At 72.0% G+C, this 18,257-nt stretch carries 17 protein-coding genes; 10 read left to right on the plus strand and 7 right to left on the minus strand.

Translation table 11 applies throughout. The annotated features are described in order from the left end of the window. The first annotated feature begins 33 nt into the window (after positions 1-33). The 7 genes from ACFYT9_RS29595 to ACFYT9_RS29625 all read left to right on the plus strand — a co-directional run bounded on the left by ACFYT9_RS29595 (position 34) and on the right by ACFYT9_RS29625 (position 6,651). Complete coding sequence (locus tag ACFYT9_RS29595) at positions 34-1,245, plus strand: phosphoglycerate kinase (protein WP_387275880.1); 1,212 nt, start codon at positions 34-36, stop codon at positions 1,243-1,245. Between the two features lie 7 nt (positions 1,246-1,252). Further along, positions 1,253-2,029 carry a triose-phosphate isomerase gene (gene tpiA / locus ACFYT9_RS29600; RefSeq protein ID WP_376596009.1) on the plus strand — a complete coding sequence of 259 codons (777 nt, stop codon included), beginning with the start codon at positions 1,253-1,255 and terminating at the stop codon, positions 2,027-2,029. A gap of 107 nt (positions 2,030-2,136) precedes the next feature. Further along, entirely contained in the window at positions 2,137-2,367 is a 231-nt protein-coding gene (gene secG / locus ACFYT9_RS29605; protein WP_017238647.1) for a preprotein translocase subunit SecG, read from the plus strand. A 77-nt stretch (positions 2,368-2,444) separates the two neighbouring features. After that, entirely contained in the window at positions 2,445-2,780 is a 336-nt protein-coding gene (locus ACFYT9_RS29610; RefSeq protein ID WP_003957010.1) for an RNA polymerase-binding protein RbpA, read from the plus strand. Positions 2,781-2,935: 155 nt separating this feature from the next. Beyond that, positions 2,936-4,600: a glucose-6-phosphate isomerase gene (gene pgi / locus ACFYT9_RS29615; RefSeq protein WP_389168805.1), complete on the plus strand. Its 1,665-nt coding sequence runs from the start codon at positions 2,936-2,938 to the stop codon at positions 4,598-4,600. A gap of 3 nt (positions 4,601-4,603) precedes the next feature. Beyond that, a complete protein-coding gene (locus ACFYT9_RS29620) occupies positions 4,604-5,104 on the plus strand; it encodes a PH domain-containing protein (RefSeq protein ID WP_387275876.1) in 501 nt (166 codons plus the stop codon). Beyond that, positions 5,101-6,651 (plus strand): PH domain-containing protein, encoded by a 1,551-nt coding sequence (locus tag ACFYT9_RS29625; RefSeq protein ID WP_389168807.1) that lies wholly within the window; start codon positions 5,101-5,103, stop codon positions 6,649-6,651. Before ACFYT9_RS29620 ends, ACFYT9_RS29625 begins: the two co-directional genes overlap by 4 nt. Before the next feature lie 33 nt (positions 6,652-6,684). Here the strand turns inward: ACFYT9_RS29625 and pgl are convergent, their stop codons facing one another. From pgl to tkt, 5 genes are read right to left on the minus strand one after another with little or no spacing between them, the layout of a single operon-like run. Continuing rightward, the gene (pgl, locus tag ACFYT9_RS29630) at positions 6,685-7,467 is read right to left on the minus strand and encodes a 6-phosphogluconolactonase (RefSeq protein WP_376596005.1); all 783 of its coding nucleotides are present in this window, start codon (positions 7,465-7,467) and stop codon (positions 6,685-6,687) included. Continuing rightward, on the minus strand, positions 7,464-8,540 hold the full coding sequence (gene opcA, locus ACFYT9_RS29635; protein ID WP_389168809.1) for a glucose-6-phosphate dehydrogenase assembly protein OpcA: 1,077 nt from the start codon (positions 8,538-8,540) through the stop codon (positions 7,464-7,466). The genes pgl and opcA overlap by 4 nt, the downstream gene beginning before the upstream one ends. Continuing rightward, on the minus strand, positions 8,537-10,069 hold the full coding sequence (gene zwf / locus ACFYT9_RS29640; RefSeq protein ID WP_376596003.1) for a glucose-6-phosphate dehydrogenase: 1,533 nt from the start codon (positions 10,067-10,069) through the stop codon (positions 8,537-8,539). The genes opcA and zwf overlap by 4 nt, the downstream gene beginning before the upstream one ends. 5 nt (positions 10,070-10,074) lie before the next feature. Beyond that, positions 10,075-11,199 carry a transaldolase gene (tal, locus tag ACFYT9_RS29645; RefSeq protein ID WP_387275869.1) on the minus strand — a complete coding sequence of 375 codons (1,125 nt, stop codon included), beginning with the start codon at positions 11,197-11,199 and terminating at the stop codon, positions 10,075-10,077. A gap of 36 nt (positions 11,200-11,235) precedes the next feature. Continuing rightward, positions 11,236-13,323 carry a transketolase gene (gene tkt / locus ACFYT9_RS29650; protein ID WP_387275867.1) on the minus strand — a complete coding sequence of 696 codons (2,088 nt, stop codon included), beginning with the start codon at positions 13,321-13,323 and terminating at the stop codon, positions 11,236-11,238. 343 nt (positions 13,324-13,666) lie between these two features. Between tkt and ACFYT9_RS29655 the strand changes: the two genes are divergently transcribed. The 3 genes from ACFYT9_RS29655 to ACFYT9_RS29665 all read left to right on the plus strand — a co-directional run bounded on the left by ACFYT9_RS29655 (position 13,667) and on the right by ACFYT9_RS29665 (position 16,365). Continuing rightward, positions 13,667-14,620: a heme o synthase gene (locus ACFYT9_RS29655; RefSeq protein WP_376596014.1), complete on the plus strand. Its 954-nt coding sequence runs from the start codon at positions 13,667-13,669 to the stop codon at positions 14,618-14,620. 90 nt (positions 14,621-14,710) lie between these two features. After that, positions 14,711-15,055: a hypothetical protein gene (locus ACFYT9_RS29660; protein ID WP_376596000.1), complete on the plus strand. Its 345-nt coding sequence runs from the start codon at positions 14,711-14,713 to the stop codon at positions 15,053-15,055. A 230-nt stretch (positions 15,056-15,285) separates the two neighbouring features. Then, on the plus strand, positions 15,286-16,365 hold the full coding sequence (locus ACFYT9_RS29665; RefSeq protein ID WP_389168812.1) for an amidohydrolase family protein: 1,080 nt from the start codon (positions 15,286-15,288) through the stop codon (positions 16,363-16,365). Positions 16,366-16,392: 27 nt separating this feature from the next. On the opposite strand, the gene ACFYT9_RS29670 is transcribed toward ACFYT9_RS29665, so the two are convergent. Together ACFYT9_RS29670 and ACFYT9_RS29675 are read right to left on the minus strand one after the other, a co-directional pair. Next, positions 16,393-17,361, minus strand: a complete 969-nt coding sequence (locus tag ACFYT9_RS29670) for a heme A synthase (RefSeq protein WP_376596013.1) — start codon at positions 17,359-17,361, stop codon at positions 16,393-16,395. Positions 17,362-17,434: 73 nt separating this feature from the next. Beyond that, entirely contained in the window at positions 17,435-18,199 is a 765-nt protein-coding gene (locus ACFYT9_RS29675) for an ABC transporter permease (RefSeq protein WP_389168814.1), read from the minus strand. Positions 18,200-18,257: the final 58 nt, after the last annotated feature.

Raw genomic sequence — 18,257 nt, forward strand, 5'->3', positions numbered from 1 at the left:
TGCTCCACCGCGTACCAAGGAGTCAGTGAACAGATGAAGACGATCGACGAGCTTCTCGGCGAGGGCGTCGAGGGCAAGCGGGTGTTCGTCCGCGCCGATCTCAACGTGCCGCTCGACGGCACCACCATCACCGACGACGGACGCATCCGCGCCGTCGTCCCCACGGTCAAGGCGCTCGCCGACGCCGGCGCCCGGGTCGTGGTCGCCTCCCACCTGGGCCGCCCCAAGGGTGCCCCGGACCCGGCGTTCTCCCTCGCCCCCGCCGCCGCCCGGCTCGGGGAACTGCTCGGCGCCGAGGTGGCCTTCGCCACCGACACCGTCGGCGAGTCCGCGCGGGCCACCGTCGCGGGCCTGGCCGACGGCGGGGTGGCCGTCATCGAGAACCTGCGCTTCAACGCCGGCGAGACCTCGAAGGACGACGCCGAGCGCGCCGCCTTCGCGGAGCAGCTGGCCGCCCTCGCCGACCTCTACGTCGGCGACGGCTTCGGCGCCGTGCACCGCAAGCACGCCTCGGTGTACGACCTCCCGGGCAAGCTGCCGCACGCGGCCGGCTACCTGATCGCCACCGAGGTCGGGGTCCTGAAGAAGCTGACCGAGGACGTCCAGCGGCCGTACGTGGTCGTCCTCGGCGGCGCCAAGGTCTCTGACAAGCTCGGCGTGATCGACCACCTCCTGGAGAAGGCCGACCGCATCCTCGTCGGCGGCGGCATGGCCTACACCTTCCTCAAGGCCCAGGGCCACGAGGTCGGCATCTCCCTCCTCCAGGAGGACCAGATCCCGGCCGTCCAGGAGTACCTGAAGCGCGCCCAGGACCGCGGCGTGGAGTTCGTCCTCCCCGTCGACGTCCTGGTCGCCACCGAGTTCCCGGACCTCAAGACCAAGGCCCCGGCCCACCCCACCACGGTCGCCGCGGACGCCATCCCGGCCGACCAGGAGGGCCTGGACATCGGTCCGGAGACCCGCAAGCTGTACGCCTCGAAGCTCGCCGACGCGGCCACCGTCTTCTGGAACGGTCCGATGGGCGTCTTCGAGCACCCCGACTACGCCGAGGGCACCAAGGCCGTCGCCCAGGCGCTCGTCGACTCCCCGGCCTTCTCCGTCGTCGGCGGTGGCGACTCCGCCGCCGCGGTCCGCATCCTGGGCTTCGACGAGAACGCGTTCGGACACATCTCGACCGGTGGCGGCGCCTCCCTCGAATACCTCGAGGGCAAGCAGCTCCCCGGCCTCGTCGCACTGGAGGACTGACCCCCTTATGACCACCCGCACCCCGCTGATGGCGGGCAACTGGAAGATGAACCTCAACCACCTGGAGGCCATCGCCCACGTCCAGAAGCTCGCCTTCACGCTCACCGACAAGGACTACGACGCCGTCGAGGTCGCCGTCCTCGTCCCCTTCACCGACCTGCGCTCGGTGCAGACCCTGATCGACGGCGACAAGCTCAAGATCAAGTACGGCGCCCAGGACCTGTCGGCCCACGAGTCCGGCGCGTACACCGGGGAGATCTCCGGCGCCATGCTCGCCAAGCTGAACACCGGCTTCGTCGCCGTCGGCCACTCCGAGCGCCGCCAGTACCACGCCGAGTCGGACGAGCTGTGCAACGCCAAGGTGAAGGCTGCCTTCGCCCACGGCATCACCCCGATCCTCTGCGTCGGCGAAGAGCTGGACGTGCGCGAGGCTGGCAACGCCGTCCCGCACACCCTCGCCCAGGTCGAGGGCGGCCTGAAGGACGTCCCGGCCGAGCAGGCCGAGACGATCGTCATCGCGTACGAGCCGGTCTGGGCCATCGGCACCGGCAAGGTCTGCGGCGCCGCCGACGCCCAGGAGGTCTGCGGGGCGATCCGCGGCAAGCTCGCCGAGCTGTACTCGCAGGACGTCGCCGACAAGATCCGCATCCAGTACGGCGGCTCCGTCAAGGGCTCCAACGTCGCCGAGATCATGGCGCAGCCCGACATCGACGGCGCCCTGGTCGGCGGTGCCTCGCTGGACGCGGACGAGTTCGTCAAGATCGTCCGCTTCCGCGACCAGTGACGATGTAGAGCGGCGGAGGCGATCCGTCGTACCCTTGCGGGGGTCGGGCCGGTGCGCCCGGCCCCCGTCCCTTTTCAAGCTCCGAGGAAGTTGGTCCAGCCGTGGTTATGGGGTTCTCGATCGCCCTGATCGTCTTCAGCGGCCTGCTGATGCTGCTGGTGCTGATGCACAAGGGGAAGGGCGGCGGCCTCTCCGACATGTTCGGTGGCGGCATGCAGTCCTCCGTCGGCGGCTCCTCGGTCGCCGAGCGCAACCTCGACCGGATCACGGTCGTGGTCGGACTGCTCTGGTTCGCCTGCATTGTGGTGCTTGGTCTGCTCATGAAGCTGGACGGGTAACTCCGCACACTGGACGCGCGTTGGGCCTTCCGTAGACTGGGGCATCAGCGAGCACCATCACGCAGGGAGTTACGACCGTGGCAAGTGGCAACGCGATCCGGGGAAGCCGGGTCGGAGCGGGGCCGATGGGTGAGGCCGAGCGGGGCGAGTCGGCGCCGCGCCTCCGCATCTCCTTCTGGTGCTCGAACGGGCACGAGACCCAGCCGAGTTTCGCGAGCGACGCGCAGGTCCCGGACACCTGGGACTGCCCCCGCTGCGGTTTCCCGGCGGGCCAGGACCGGGACAACCCGCCGGACCCCCCGCGCACCGAGCCGTACAAGACCCACCTCGCCTACGTCCGCGAGCGGCGCAGCGACGCCGACGGCGAGGCCATCCTCGCCGAGGCGCTCGCCAAGCTCCGGGGCGAGATCTGAACGACAACTGAACATCGGTGGAAAGGGCTCCGCCCGTGAACTCGGTTCGCGGACGGGGCCCTTCGTCGTGTCCGGTGCCGGTGGCACGGATCGCCCCGTTCGATCAACTAGGTTGGAGGAGCAGCGGGGCAGACACGTACGAGAAGAAGTGGGCGATGTCCGAAATGACCACTGAAGGACGCATCAGGCTCAACCGGCTGCCCGAGTGGGCGGCCCTCGGCAAGCACCGGGAGCAGCTGGACGGCACCCGCCTGCGCGAGCTGTTCGCGGCCGACCCGGAGCGCGGCACCGGCTACACCCTGCGGGTCGGCGATCTCCACCTGGACTACTCCAAGCACCTCGTCACCGACGAGACCCTGGAGCTGCTGCGCGAGCTGGCCGCCGCCACCGACGTCGCCGGCCTGCGCGACGCCATGTTCCGCGGCGAGAAGATCAACACCACCGAGGACCGGGCCGTCCTCCACACCGCGCTGCGCGCCCCCCGCGGGGCCGTGATCGAGGTCGACGGCGAGAACGTCGTCCCCAAGGTCCACGCCGTCCTCGACAAGATGGCCGGCTTCGCCGACAAGGTCCGCTCCGGCGCCTGGACCGGCCACACCGGCAAGCCGGTCAAGAACATCGTCAACATCGGCATCGGCGGCTCCGACCTCGGCCCCGCCATGGCCTACGAGGTCCTGCGCGCCTACACCCGACGGGACCTGACGCTCCGTTTCGTCTCCAACGTCGACGGCGCCGACCTCCACGAGGCCGTCCGCGACCTCGACCCGGCCGAGACCCTCTTCGTCGTCGCCTCGAAGACCTTCACCACCATCGAGACGGTCACCAACGCGACCTCCGCGCGCGACTGGCTCCTCGGCGGTCTCGGGGCCGGCCAGGAGGCCGTCGCCAAGCACTTCGTGGCCCTGTCGACCAACGCCGAGAAGGTCCAGGACTTCGGCATCGACACGGCCAACATGTTCGAGTTCTGGGACTGGGTCGGCGGCCGCTACTCGTACGACTCCGCCATCGGCCTCTCCCTGATGATCGCCATCGGGCCGGACCACTTCCGCGAGATGCTCGACGGCTTCCACCTCGTCGACGAGCACTTCCGCACCGCCCCCGCAGAGGAGAACGCGCCGCTCCTGCTCGGCCTCCTCGGCGTCTGGTACGGCGGCTTCTTCGACGCCCAGTCGCACGCCGTCCTGCCGTACTCCCACTACCTGTCCAAGTTCACCGCCTACCTCCAGCAGCTCGACATGGAGTCCAACGGCAAGTCCGTGGACCGCCAGGGCGAGCCGGTCGACTGGCAGACCGGCCCGGTCGTCTGGGGCACCCCCGGCACCAACGGCCAGCACGCCTACTACCAGTTGATCCACCAGGGCACCAAGCTGATCCCCGCCGACTTCATCGGCTTCGCGAAGCCGGTCGGCGATCTGCTCCCCGGCCTCGTCGCCCAGCACGACCTGCTGATGGCCAACTTCTTCGCCCAGACCCAGGCCCTCGCCTTCGGCAAGACGCCCGAGGAGGTGCGCGCCGAGGGCGTGCCGGAGGAACTGGTCCCGCACAAGACCTTCCGGGGCGACCACCCCACCACCACGATCCTCGCCGACGCCCTCACCCCCTCGGTCCTCGGCCAGCTGGTGGCGCTCTACGAGCACAAGGTCTTCGTCCAGGGCGCCGTCTGGAACATCGACTCCTTCGACCAGTGGGGCGTCGAGCTCGGCAAGGTCCTCGCCAAGCGGATCGAACCCGTCCTGACCGGCGAGGCGACCGCCGAGGGGCTCGACAGCTCCACCGCGGCCCTCGTCTCCGCCTACCGCGCCCTGCGCGACCGGAGCTGACCGATGGCGGGGGAGAACGTGATACGGCTGCGTCCGCCCAGGAACGCCGTGGACCGCAGGGCCGTCGGCTGGTGGCGCGCCCAGTGCCTCATCGGCACCGCCGTCCCGGTCGTGGTGCTCGGCGTCCTCGGCCTCCTGATCGAACCGGCCCGGTTCTGGCTGCTGCTGCCGGCCGCCGTGCTGGCCGCGATCGGACTGGCCTGTACCGCGTTCTTCCCCGCCTGGTGGTACCGGGTGCACCGCTGGGAGGTCACCGACGAGGCGGTGTACACCCGTACCGGCGCCCTGTGGCAGGAGTGGCGGATCGCCCCCATGTCGCGGATCCAGACCGTCGACACCGTACGCGGCCCGCTGGAGCAGCTCTTCGGGCTCGCCACCGTCACCGTCACCACCGCCTCCTCCAAGGGCGCCCTCCGCGTCGAGGGACTCGACCACGAACTCGCCGCGGAGCTCGCCGAACGGCTGACCCGGATCACCCAGGCGACCCCCGGGGACGCCACGTGACCCCCGGCGACGAGGGGGAGTGGCGGCGCCTCGACCGGCGTACCTCCCTCGTCACCGCCGCCGTCCTCTGCGGCGTCGCGGCCGGCGCCGGAGTCCCCGTCACCGCGGGCCTCGCCGGCTCCCGGCCCCTCTGGCAGGCGCTCGCCTGGGTCCTCGCCGGCGCCGCCCTGCTGATCGGCGGCGGCACCGTCGCCGAACACGTCCGACTGCGCCACACCCGCTACCGGATCGGCGGCGACCAGATCGAGCTCCACTCCGGCCTGCTGCTCCTCAAACGGCGCTCCCTGGCCCGCGAGCGGATCCGCAGCGTGGACCTCACCGCCAACCCCCTCCAGCGGGTCCTCGGCCTGGTCAAGGTCCGCATCGGCACCGGGGAGTCCACCGGCGGCGGCGAGTCCACCCTGGAACTCGAATTCGTCACCCGGGCCGAGGGCGAACGGCTCCGCCGGGAACTCCTCACCCGCGCCGCCGCCCCCGAGCCGGCCCCCGACCACGACGGCACCCTCGCCGTCCTCGACCCCCGCTGGATCCGCTACGCCCCCGTCTCCTTCGTCACCGGTCTGCTCGGCGGCGCCGCCGCCGGAGCGGTCATGCAGGTCAGCGAGTGGTTCGGCGTCCAGTCCGAGGTCATCGACTGGATAGGGGACCGCTTCCAGGACGTCTCCCTGCCGTGGATGATCGTCTCCCTCGCCCTCCTCGCCGCCCTGGCCGGCGCGCTCGGTTCGCTGGGGCTCTGGGTCGAGATGTGGTGGAACCACCGGCTCGAACGCGAACCCGGCGGCACCCTCCGGGTCCGCCGCGGGCTGCTCAGCACCCGCTCGGTCACCCTGGAGGAGGAGCGGGTGCGCGGGGTCGAGCTGGTCGAACCCCTCGGCGTCCGCCTCGCCGGCGCCGCACGCGTCGACGCGGTCGCCGGCGGCCTCGCCGAGGACGACGAGAAGCACACCGACCTCAAGACGCTCCTCCCGGCGGCGCCCCGGACCGTCGCCGCCCGGATCGCCGCCGAGGTCCTGCGCGACCCGGCCGACCCGTTCTCCGTCCCCCTCACCCCCCACCCGCGCGCCGCCCGCGGCCGCAGACTGAGGTGGGCCCTCTCCGCCGTGCTGCTCCCCGCCGCCGTCCTGGCCCTGCTCGGCGCGCTCCTCACCCCGGTCCTGCTGTACGTCGCGGCCGGCTGGACCGTGGTGCTCACGCCGCTCGCGGTCGCCCTCGCCCTGGACGCGTACCGCTCGCTCGGCCACGCCCTCGGCGGCGGGTACCTGGTGACCCGCTCGGGCACGGGACGGCGGGCCACGGTCGCCCTCCAGCGGTCCGGGATCATCGGCTGGACGGTCAAGCAGTCCTACTTCCAGCGGCGCGCCGGCCTCCTCACGCTGACCGCCACCACGGCGGCGGGCGAGCGCGCCTACGACGTCCTCGACGCGGACGGGAGCGAGGGCCTGGCCTTCGCCGCCGAGGCCGTACCGGGGCTCCTCACGCCCTTCCTGGAGCCGGCCGGGCGGGCCGAGACGGAGCGAACGGCGGAGGCCCGGTCCACCGAGGGGTGAACCGGGCCTCCGCGGAGTCCGCGTGAGCGTCCGTCAGGCCGAGGCCGGCGGATACAGGCTCCTCGGCAGCTCCGAGGCCGCCGCCGCGTCCATCAGCCACAGCGTGCGCGAGCGCCCGTAGGCACCGGCCGCCGGGGCCTGCACCTCGCCGGCGCCGGAGAGCGCGACGGCCGCGGCCTTCGCCTTGTCCTCACCGGCCGCGAGCAGCCAGACCTCCTTCGCCGCCCGGATCGCCGGGAGGGTCAGGGAGATCCGGGTGGGCGGCGGCTTGGGCGCGCCGTGCACGCCGACGACCGTCCGCTCGGTCTCCCGGACCGCGGGCAGCTCCGGGAAGAGCGAGGCCACGTGGGTGTCCGGGCCGACGCCCAGCATCAGCACGTCGAAGGCGGGCACCCCGCCCCGCTCGGTCGGGCCGGCCGCGGCGGCCAGCTCGGCCGCGTACCCCGCGGCGGCGGCGTCGGCGTCGTTCCCGTGAGGACCGTCCGAGGCCGGCATGGCGTGCACCCGGGCCGGGTCCAGCGGGACCCGGTCCAGCAGCGCCTCGCGGGCCTGGGTGACGTTCCGCTCGGGGTCGCCCTCGGGCAGGAACCGCTCGTCGCCCCACCACAGGTCGAGCCGCGACCAGTCGATCGCGTCCCGGGCGGGGGCGGTGCCGAGCGCGGCGAGCAGCCCGTTGCCGTTGCGGCCGCCGGTCAGCACGATCGAGGCGGAGCCCCGGGAGGACTGGGCGTCCACGATCCGGGTGATCAGCCGGGCCGCCGCGGCCTCGGCCATCAGCTCCTTGTCGCGGTGGACCACCAGCTGCGGGGCGCTCACTTGGCCGCCGCCTTCTTCGCCGGGGCCTTCTTGGCCGGGGCCTTCTTCGCCGGCTCGGCGGCGGATCCCGCGGACTCCGCGGCGGACTCCGGCGCGGCGGTGGCGTCCGCGGCGGGCTCCTCCGGCGCGGGGGCGGTCACGCCCGCCTCGTCGTCGAGCCGCTCCAGACCGAACTTGAGCGACGCCGCATAGGTGTCGTCCGGGTCCAGCCGGCGCAGCTCCTCGGCGATCAGCTCGGCCGTCTCGCGCCGCTTGAGCGCCACCGCGCGGTCGGGCTGGCCCTCTATGGAGAGGGTCGCGAGCGAGCCGTCGGGCCGGTCGAGGACGATCGGTCCCGCGCTGGTCTCCAGCCGCACCGAGGTGAGGCCGGGGCCGCCCGAGGTCGAACGCCGCACCGGCACCTTCAGCCGCTCGGCCAGCCACATCGCGAGGAGTTCGACGCTCGGGTTGAACTCCTCGCCCTCCACGACGGCCGAGGTCACCTTGCAGTGGACCTGGTCGAGCGCGGCGGCCAGCATCGAGCGCCACGGGGTGATCCGGGTCCACGAGAGGTCCGTGTCGCCGGGGGTGTAGGTGTCCGCGCGCGCGGTCAGCTCCTCGATGGGCTGCTCGGCGGCGTACGTGTCGGTCACCCGGCGCTGGGCGAGGGCGCCCAGCGGGTCGTTCGCCGGGTCGGTCGGCGCGTTCACCGGCCACCAGACGACGACGGGGGCGTCCGGGAGGAGCAGCGGCAGCACCACCGACTGGGCGTGGTCGACGACCTCGCCGTACAGCCGGAGGACGACCGTCTCCCCGGAGCCGGCGTCGGCGCCGAGGCGGACCTCGGCGTCGAGCCGGGTGTTGGCCCGGTCCCGCGGCGAGCGCGAGACCCGCTTGACGACCACGAGGGTCCGCGAGGGGTGCTCGCGGGACGCCTCGTTGGCCGCCTTCAGGGCGTCGTAGGCGTTCTCCTCGTCGGTGACGATCACGAGGGTGAGCACCATGCCGACCGCCGGGGTGCCGATTGCCCGCCGCCCGAGCACCAGCGCCTTGTTGATCTTGGAGGACGTGGTGTCCGTCAGGTCGGTCTTCATGGCCGGCGCCAGCTCCTGCCGTCTCGTGCGAGCATCTCGTCCGCCTCGACCGGGCCCCAGGTCCCGGACTCGTACTGGGCGGGCTTGCCGTGCGCGTCCCAGTACTGCTCGATCGGGTCGAGGATCTTCCAGGACAGCTCGACCTCCTCCACGCGCGGGAAGAGGTTGGAGTCGCCGAGGAGGACGTCCAGGATGAGCCGCTCGTACGCCTCGGGGCTGGACTCGGTGAAGGACTCGCCGTAGGCGAAGTCCATCGACACGTCCCGGATCTCCATCTGGGTGCCGGGCACCTTGGAGCCGAAGCGGACGGTGACGCCCTCGTCCGGCTGGACCCGGATGACGATGGCGTTGCGGCCCAGCTCCTCCGTCGACGTGTGGTCGAAGGGGGAGTGCGGGGCGCGCTGGAAGACCACCGCGATCTCGGTGACCCGGCGGCCGAGCCGCTTGCCGGTGCGCAGGTAGAAGGGGACGCCCGCCCAGCGGCGGTTGTCGATCTCCAGCTTGACCGCCGCGTAGGTGTCGGTCTTCGACTGGGGGTCGATGCCCTCTTCCTGGAGGTAGCCGACGGCCTTCGCGCCGCCCTGCCAGCCCGCGCCGTACTGGCCGCGGACGGTGGTCTTCGCCAGGTCCTTGGGGAGCCGGACGGCGCCCAGCACCTTGGTCTTCTCCGCGGCGAGCGCGTCGGCGTCGAAGGAGGCGGGCTCCTCCATCGCGGTCAGCGCGAGCAGCTGGAGCAGGTGGTTCTGGATGACGTCACGGGCGGCGCCGATGCCGTCGTAGTAGCCGGCGCGGCCGCCGATGCCGATGTCCTCGGCCATGGTGATCTGCACGTGGTCGACGTACGACCGGTTCCAGATCGGCTCGAAGAGGGTGTTGGCGAAGCGGAGCGCCAGGATGTTCTGGACGGTCTCCTTGCCGAGGTAGTGGTCGATGCGGAAGACCGCCTCGGGCGGGAAGACCTCGTGGACGACCTCGTTGAGCTCCTTGGCGGAGGTCAGGTCGTGGCCGAAGGGCTTCTCGATGACGGCGCGGCGCCAGGAGCCGTTCTTCTGGTCGGCCAGGCCGTGCTTCTTCAGCTGCTGGACGACCAGCGGGAAGAACTTCGGCGGCACGGACAGGTAGAAGGCGAAGTTGCCCCCGGTGCCCTGCGCCTTGTCCAGCTCCTGGATGGTGTCCTTCAGCTGCTCGAAGGCCTCGTCGCTGTCGAAGTCGCCCTGGACGAACCGCATGCCCTGGATGAGCTGCTGCCAGACCTCCTCGCGGAAGGGGGTGCGGGCGTGCTGCTTGACGGCGTCGTGGACCTCCTGCGCGAAGTCCTCGTCCTGCCACTCCCGGCGGGCGAAGCCGACGAGCGAGAAGCCCGGCGGCAGCAGGCCGCGGTTGGCCAGGTCGTAGACGGCGGGCATCAGCTTCTTACGGGACAAATCGCCCGTGACGCCGAAGATGACCAGGCCCGACGGCCCCGCGATGCGCGGGAGCCGTCGGTCTGCGGCGTCACGGAGCGGGTTGGCTCCGTCGACGGTGCTCAAGGTGGTCAGGCCTCCGAAGGGACGCGGCGCGCGAGCTCCGCCTCGGTCGAGCTGAGCAGGTCGTTCCAGGACGCCTCGAACTTCTCGACGCCCTCGTCCTCCAGGAGCTGGACCACGTCGTCGTAGCTGATGCCCAGCTTGGCGACGGCCGCCAGGACCTCGCGGGAGGAGTCGTACGTGCCGCGGATGGTGTCGCCCGCGACCTCGCCGTGGTCGGCGGTGGCCTCCAGGGTCGCCTCCGGCATGGTGTTGACGGTGCCCGGGGCGACCAGGTCCACCACGTAGAGGGTGTCCTTGTACGCCGGGTCCTTGACGCCGGTCGAGGCCCACAGCGGACGCTGCTTGTTGGCCTGCGCCTTGTCCAGGGCCGCCCAGCGCTCCGAGGAGTCCGAGAAGACCTCCTCGTACGCCTCGTAGGCGAGGCGCGCGTTGGCCAGGGCGGACTTGCCCTTGAGCGCCTTGGCCTCGTCGGTGCCGATGCCGTCCAGGCGCTTGTCGATCTCGGTGTCCACGCGGGACACGAAGAAGGACGCCACCGAGTGGATCTTCGCCAGGTCGAGGCCGCGCTCGCGGGCCTTCTCCAGGCCCGCCAGGTAGGCGTCCATCACCGCGCGGTAGCGCTCCAGCGAGAAGATCAGCGTCACGTTCACGCTGATGCCGAGGCCGATGACCTCGGTGATCGCCGGCAGGCCGGCCTTGGTCGCCGGGATCTTGATGAGCGTGTTCGGCCGGTCCACCAGCCACGCCAGCTGCTTCGCCTCGGCGATCGTCGCGACCGTCTCGTGGGCGAGCCGCGGGTCGACCTCGATGGAGACCCGGCCGTCCTGGCCGTCCGTCGAGTCGAAGACCGGGCGCAGGATGTCGGCGGCGTCGCGGACGTCCGCCGTCGTGATCATGCGGATGGCCTCGTCCACGGTCACCTTGCGGGCGGCCAGGTCGGCGAGCTGCTGCTCGTAACCGTCACCCGAGGTGATCGCCTTCTGGAAGATCGACGGGTTGGTGGTCACACCGACCACGTGCGACTGGTCGATCAGCTCGGCCAGGTTGCCGGAGGTGATCCGCCGGCGGGACAGGTCGTCCAGCCAGATCGCGACGCCTTCGTCGGAGAGGCGCTTGAGAGCGTCTGTCATGAGAGTTGCATCTCCAAAAAGTCGTACGTATCCGCGTCAGCGCGCGGCGGCGGCGATCGATTCCCGGGCGGCGGCGGCCACGGCCTCCGGCGTGAAACCGAACTCACGGAAGAGGACCTTGGCGTCGGCCGAGGCACCGAAGTGCTCCAGCGAGACGATCCGGCCGGCGTCGCCGACGTACTTGTGCCAGGTCAGGCCGACACCGGCCTCCACCGCGACACGCGCCTTCACCGACGGCGGCAGGACGGAGTCCTTGTACGCCTGGTCCTGCTCCTCGAACCACTCCACGGACGGCATCGAGACCACACGGGTCGGGACGCCCTCGGCCTGGAGCCGGTCCCGGGCCTCGACGGCCAGGTGCACCTCGGAGCCGGTCGCGATGATCACGACCTGCGCCTCGCCGCCCTCGGCGTCGAACAGCACGTAGCCGCCCTTGGCCGCGTCCTCGTTCGGCGCGTAGGTCGGCACGCCCTGACGGGTCAGCGCCAGACCGTGCGGCGCGCCCTTCAGGTACTCACGGGTGTGCCGCTTCATGATCTCGCGCCAGGCGATCGCCGTCTCGTTGGCGTCGGCCGGACGCACCACGTTCAGGCCCGGGATCGCGCGCAGCGCGGCCAGGTGCTCCACCGGCTGGTGGGTCGGGCCGTCCTCGCCGAGGCCGATCGAGTCGTGCGTCCACACGTAGGTCACCGGCAGGTGCATCAGGGCCGACAGGCGCACCGCATTGCGCATGTAGTCCGAGAAGACCAGGAAGGTGCCGCCGTAGATGCGGGTGTTGCCGTGCAGCGCGATGCCGTTCATCTCCGCTGCCATGGCGTGCTCGCGGATGCCGAAGTGGATCGTGCGGCCGTACGGGTTCGCCTCGGGCAGCGGGTTGCCCTCGGGGAGGAAGGAGGACGACTTGTCGATCGTCGTGTTGTTCGAGCCCGCGAGGTCGGCCGAGCCGCCCCACAGCTCCGGGACGACCTCGCCCAGCGCCTGGAGCACCTTGCCCGAGGCGGCACGGGTGGCGACGCTCTTGCCCGCCTCGAAGACCGGGAGCTTCCCCTCCCAGCCGGCCGGCAGCTCGTTCGCCTGGATCCGGTCGAACTCGGCGGCCCGCTCCGGGTTGGCCGTACGCCACTCGGAGAGCTGCTTCTCCCAGGCGGCGCGGGCCTCGCGGCCGCGGTCGCCGAGCTCACGGGTGTGGCCGATGACCTCGTCGGTGACCTCGAAGCTCTGCTCCGGGTCGAAGCCCAGCACGCGCTTGGTGGCCGCGACCTCCTCGGCGCCGAGCGCCGAGCCGTGCGCCGCCTCGGTGTTCTGCGCGTTCGGCGCCGGCCAGGCGATGATCGAGCGCATCGCGATGAAGGACGGGCGCTCCGTCTCGGCCTCGGCCGCGCGGATCGCCGCGTACAGGCCCGCCGGGTCGAGGTCGCCGTTGGCCTGCGGCTCCACGCGCTGCACGTGCCAGCCGTACGCCTCGTACCGCTTCAGCGTGTCCTCGGACACGGCCGTCTCGGTGTCGCCCTCGATCGAGATGTGGTTGTCGTCCCACAGCAGGATCAGGTTGCCGAGCTTCTGGTGGCCCGCGAGCGAGGACGCCTCGGCGGAGATGCCCTCCTGGAGGCAGCCGTCGCCGGCGATCGCGTAGACGCGGTGGTCGAAGGGGGAGGTGCCGGGGGCCGCCTCCGGGTCGAAGAGGCCGCGCTCGTAGCGGGCGGCCATCGCCATGCCCACCGCGTTCGCCACACCCTGGCCCAGCGGGCCGGTGGTGGTCTCGACGCCGGCCGTGTGGCCGTACTCGGGGTGGCCCGGGGTCTTCGAGCCCCAGGTGCGGAACGCCTTGAGGTCGTCCAGCTCCAGACCGAAGCCACCCAGGTACAGCTGGGTGTAGAGGGTCAGGGAGGAGTGGCCCGCGGAGAGCACGAACCGGTCGCGTCCGACCCACTCGGGGTCGGACGGGTCGTGGCGCATCACCTTCTGGAAGAGGGTGTACGCGGCCGGCGCGAGGCTCATCGCCGTACCGGGATGGCCGTTGCCGACCTTCTGTACGGCGTCCGCGGCCAGGATGCGGGCGGTGTCGACGGCCCGCTGGTCCAATTCGGTCCACTGGAGGTCTGTGGTGGTCGGCTTAGTGCTCACCCTGGGTCAGGGCTCCTCTCCACATGTCTGTAGCCGGTGACTGAGGGTGTACCGGCGCTGTCGAGCCTACCCCCGAAAAAGCCCCCTCTTTTCGTGTTCATGCCCCTCAAATGAGCGGACGGAGCAAGAGTGCCGGTGCCCATGGCGCTTCGCCTCCCGAACGGCGCGCCGAAGGGTGTCCGCCCCTTGGTACGGGGAGGGACGCACGCCTACGAGTGAGGCCCGCCAACACGACCCCACCCCCGCGAAGATCGCTGTCTGGGCAACGTCTAGAGTGGCGTGGTACGCGCAAGTTTCACCCCGCCTTTATCCGGGGAACTTGCTGGGAATTTCTCTGTCAGGGGTGTGCGTGACGGCCGTCGAGTCCCGACCCGCAGGGGTCGTCTTGGCTACCGGCCCGGGGGGCCATCGGCCGTTCGGGGCCCTCGTCAAGGCGTTCGTGGCGCTGACCAAGCCTCGGATCATCGAGCTGCTGCTCATCACCACCGTTCCGGTGATGTTCCTCGCCGAACAGGGCGTGCCCGACCTGTGGCTGGTGCTCGCCACCTGCTTCGGCGGCTACCTCTCGGCGGGCGGCGCCAACGCGCTCAACATGTACATCGACCGCGACATCGACGCGCTGATGGACCGCACCGCGCAGCGCCCGCTGGTCACCGGCGTGGTCTCGCCGCGGGAGGGCCTGGTCTTCGGCCTCACCCTCGCCGTCGTCTCCACCCTCTGGTTCGGCCTGCTCGTCAACTGGCTCTCCGCCTGGCTCTCCCTCGGCGCGCTCCTCTTCTACGTCGTGGTCTACACGATGCTCCTGAAGCGGCGCACCGCGCAGAACATCGTCTGGGGCGGCATCGCCGGCTGCATGCCCGTCCTCATCGGCTGGTCCTCGGTCACGAACTCGATGTCCTGGGCCGCCGTCATCCTCTTCATGGTCATCTTCTTCTGGACGCCGCCGCACTACTGGCCGCTGTCGATGAAGGTGAAGGACGACTACGCGCGCGTGGGGGTCCCGATGCTCCCCGTGGTCGCCTCCAACAAGGTCGTCGCCAAGCAGATCGTCCTCTACAGCTGGGTCATGGTCGCGGTCTCGCTGCTGCTCACCCCGCTGGGCTACACCGGCTGGTTCTACACGGCCGTCGCCCTGGCCACCGGCGGCTGGTGGCTCTGGGAGGCGCACGGCCTCCTGAACCGCGCCAAGGCGGAGGTCACCGGCGCGAAGCTCAAGGAGATGCGCCTCTTCCACTGGTCCATCACCTACGTGTCGCTGCTCTTCGTGGCGGTCGCGGTGGACCCCTTCCTCCGCTGAACCCTTCCGGCTACGACGGCCGGGTCGTGTGGGCTGTCCCACGCGGCCCGGCCGTCGTCAGTCGATCTACCGCTCGGTAGCATCCTTTCCATGGCAGACACCACGGAAGACACCACGGCCGTCTCCCCGCGCGCCGAGCGCAAGGCGGCCAAGCTGGCCAAGGAGATCCGCGCCTTCGGCAAGGAGCACGGCGGCGCCGAGGGCCAGCTCGCCCACATCGGCCAGGCCGGCACCCGGATCGTCCTCGTCGGCGAGGACGGCGGCTGGGGCGACCTGGTGGCCCCCACCTACGCGATCGCCCAGCAGGCCGCCGAGAAGGCCGGGCTCACCCTGCACGACGAGTTCGACGGCGAGTTCGCCGCCAAGGTCGTCACCGGCCCGTACGAGTGGACCCGGATGGCCGGCATCCAGCTCGGCGGCCCCTCCAACGCCTGATCCCGCGACGGCACCGGTCGCCCGCGGGTGACCGGACGCCGCGAGCGACCGGTGGCCGTGACCGAGCGTCGGCCGTGACCGACCGGTGGCCGTGACCGACCGGTGGCCGTGACCGGACGCCGTCACCGGGCGCCGTCGTCGGACGTCGTCATCGGCGGGAGGCAACAACCTCGTGCCGGGCTCACCCGTTAGGACGTGTGGAGACACGCCCACGCAGGGAGCCCCCCGAGATGATCGACACGCCGCGCCTGGTGGACCAGTACTGCCACGGGGTGCTCCGGACGGAGCTGGGCCTCGGCACCTTCGAGGCCCACCTCGGCCCGGCAGCCGTCCTGCCCGCCTCCGGCACCACCTTCTTCGACACCCAGACGGGCTTCGCCGTACGCCGCTGGTGCCCGCCGCTCCTCGGCCTCGACCCGCACTGCCCGCCCGCCCGCTATCTCGCCCGCCGCCGCGAGCTCGGCGTCGCCGAGACCGGCCGCCGGCTGCTGCGGGGCGCCGGCATCGCCACGTACCTCGTCGACACCGGCCTCTCCGGGGACCTCACCGGGCCCGCCGAGCTCGCCGACGCCGGAGGGGCCAGGGCCCACGAGATCGTCCGCCTCGAACCCCTCGCCGAGCAGGTCGCCGACACCTCGGGGACCGTCGACGCCTTCCTCGCCAACCTCACCGAGGCCGTCCAGGGCGCCGCCGTGCACTCGGTGGCCTTCTCCTCCGCCTCCGCCGCGCGCTGCGGTCTCGCGGCCGGCGCGGCCCCTCCGGGGCGCGCCGAGGTCCGCAGGGCGGCCGGGCGCTGGCTCGCCGACCGGCCCGCCGGCGGCCCCCTCGACTCGCCGTCGCTGCTGCGCCACCTGCTGTGGATCGCGGTCGGCGCGGGCCGGCCGCTCCAGCTGCACACCGGGGACCGGGACCCGGGCGGCCTGGCCGGCTTCGCCACGGCCACCGCGGGGCTCGGCGCGGACCTCGTCCTGCTGCACGGCGCGCCGCACCACCGTACGGCCGCGCGGATGGCGGCGGCCTTCCCGCACGTCTACGCCGACCTCGGTGCCGCCCTGGCCCACACCGGGGCCCGTGCGGCGGACGTCCTCGCCGAGGTCCTGGAGCTGGCACCGTTCGGCAAGCTGCTCTACTCCAGCGGCGCGCGCGGTCTGCCCGAGCTGCACGTGGTCGCCGCCAGCGCCTTCCGGACCGCCCTCGGCCGGGTGCTGGGCGCCTGGGTCATGGACGGGGCCTGGTCCGGTACGGACGCGCAGCGGGTCGCCTCGATGCTGGCCGCGGACAACGCGACGCGGGTCTACCGGCTCGGGTGAGCCGGTGGACCCGCGTCGGGGGGTACGTCAGGCCGTCGCCGGCACCGGCTCGGCCTGGGCCGGGATGTCCGCCGTCGGCAGCGGACGCTCGCGCAGGCTCAGGGCCAGGCGCAGGACGGCGATCCACATCAGCGAGGAGCCGAGCATGTGGACGGCCACCAGGAGTTCCGGGACGCCGGTGAAGTACTGCACGTAGCCGATGCCGCCCTGGAGCAGCAGCACGATCAGCAGCTCGCGGGCGCGGGCGCGGGTGTCGTCCGGGGCGTCGACCACGCGCAGGACCAGCCACATCGCGACGGCGAGGGCGCAGACGACCCAGGCGGCGATGGCGTGCAGGTGGGCCGCGGCCGTCCAGTCCCACGGCATGCGGGGCACGTCGCTGCTGTCGCCCGCGTGCTTGCCCGCGCCGGTCACCGTGGTGCCGAGCGCGATGAGCAGACCCGAGGCGATCGTGATCGCCCAGGACAGCTTCCGCACCGGCCCGGGCACGCGCGGGCGCGCGGGCGTGTCGCCCTCGCCGGCCCGGTGCCAGGTGATCAGGGCGACCGTCAGCAGCGCGTTCGCGGCGAGGAAGTGGCCGGCCACGGTCCAGGGGTTGAGGCCCATCCAGACGGTGATGCCGCCGAGGACGGCGTTGCTCATCACGATCCAGAACTGTGCCCAGCCCCAGCGGGTGAGGTTCCGCCGCCACGGCTTGGTCGACCGGGCGGCGATGATCGCCCAGCCGACGGCGGCCGACAGGACGTACGTCAGCATCCGGTTGCCGAACTCGATCAGGCCGCGGTAGCCCTGCTCGGGCGTCACGATGAGGCTGTCGTCGGTGCACTTGGGCCACGTGTCGCAGCCGAGGCCGGAACCGGTCAGCCGGACCGCGCCGCCCGTGACGATGATGAGCACGCTCATCACGACGGCGGAGAGCGCGGCGCGCCGGAGGATCCGGGGGGACGGCGTCCAGCGCTGGGCGATGAAGGCGAGGGGGGTCTGCACGGGCCCTATCGTAGGCGGGGGCTTGTGCACGCTTTCACGAGGGGTGCCTTGTCGGGAAACGTCACCCTCTGAGGGGAACCCGCTACTCCCAGCGGAAGAACCGCGCCGCCGCGCCGAGCCCCAGGACCGCCCAGACGGCGAGGATCCCGGCGTCGGCCCACGGCATGCCCGCGCCGCCCTGGAGGACGTCCCTGAGGCCGTCGGAGAGGGCGGAGATGGGCAGCAGCGCCAGGACGTCGCCGGCCGCGCCGAACTTCTCCAGCGGGACGATCACCCCGCCGCCGACCAGGAGCAGCAGGAAGACCAGGTTGGCGGCGGCGAGGGTGGCCTCGGCCTTGAGCGTGCCGGCCATGAGCAGCCCGAGCCCGGAGAAGGCGGCCGTGCCGAGGACCAGCAGGAGCAGCACGGAGAGCGGACCGCCCTGCGGCGACCAGCCCAGGCCGAGCGCGATGGCGGTCAGCAGGGCGATCTGGAGGACCTCGGTGACCAGCACGGAGAGCGTCTTGGCGGTCATCAGGGCCCAGCGGGGCAGCGGGGAGGCGCCGAGCCGCTTGAGGACGCCGTAGCGGCGCTCGAAGCCGGTGGCGATGGCCTGGCCGGTGAAGGCGGTGGACATCACGGCGAGCGCGAGCACGCCCGGGGCGAGGAAGTCGACGGCCTCGCCGGCGCCCGTGTCGACGACGTCCACCGTCGAGAAGAGCACGAGGAGGAGGGAGGGGATGATCACCGTGAGGAGGAGCTGCTCGCCGTTGCGGAGCAGCATCCGGGTCTCCAGGGCGGTCTGGGCCGCGATCATCCGTCCGACGGGGGCGGCCCCCGGCTTCGGGGAGTAGATGCCTGCGCTCACGACCGGAGCTCCTTGCCCGTCGGTTCCATGCTGTGCTTTCCCGGGGGACGCCCCCCGG

The organism is Streptomyces sp. NPDC004435, assembly GCF_042873895.1.
Classification (GTDB): Bacteria; Actinomycetota; Actinomycetes; order Streptomycetales; family Streptomycetaceae; genus Streptomyces.

Excerpts from the sequence above, each read along its gene's own strand:
- ACFYT9_RS29665 (WP_389168812.1), top strand. The coding sequence starts at position 15,286 with ATGATCGACACGCCGCGCCTGGTGGACCAGTACTGCCACGGGGTGCTC.
- tpiA (WP_376596009.1), top strand. The coding sequence starts at position 1,253 with ATGACCACCCGCACCCCGCTGATGGCGGGCAACTGGAAGATGAACCTC.
- secG (WP_017238647.1), top strand. The coding sequence starts at position 2,137 with ATGGGGTTCTCGATCGCCCTGATCGTCTTCAGCGGCCTGCTGATGCTG.
- pgi (WP_389168805.1), top strand. The coding sequence starts at position 2,936 with ATGTCCGAAATGACCACTGAAGGACGCATCAGGCTCAACCGGCTGCCC.
- ACFYT9_RS29620 (WP_387275876.1), top strand. The coding sequence starts at position 4,604 with ATGGCGGGGGAGAACGTGATACGGCTGCGTCCGCCCAGGAACGCCGTG.
- ACFYT9_RS29660 (WP_376596000.1), top strand. The coding sequence starts at position 14,711 with ATGGCAGACACCACGGAAGACACCACGGCCGTCTCCCCGCGCGCCGAG.
- ACFYT9_RS29595 (WP_387275880.1), top strand. The coding sequence starts at position 34 with ATGAAGACGATCGACGAGCTTCTCGGCGAGGGCGTCGAGGGCAAGCGG.
- tal (WP_387275869.1), bottom strand. The coding sequence starts at position 11,199 with ATGACAGACGCTCTCAAGCGCCTCTCCGACGAAGGCGTCGCGATCTGG.
- opcA (WP_389168809.1), bottom strand. The coding sequence starts at position 8,540 with ATGAAGACCGACCTGACGGACACCACGTCCTCCAAGATCAACAAGGCG.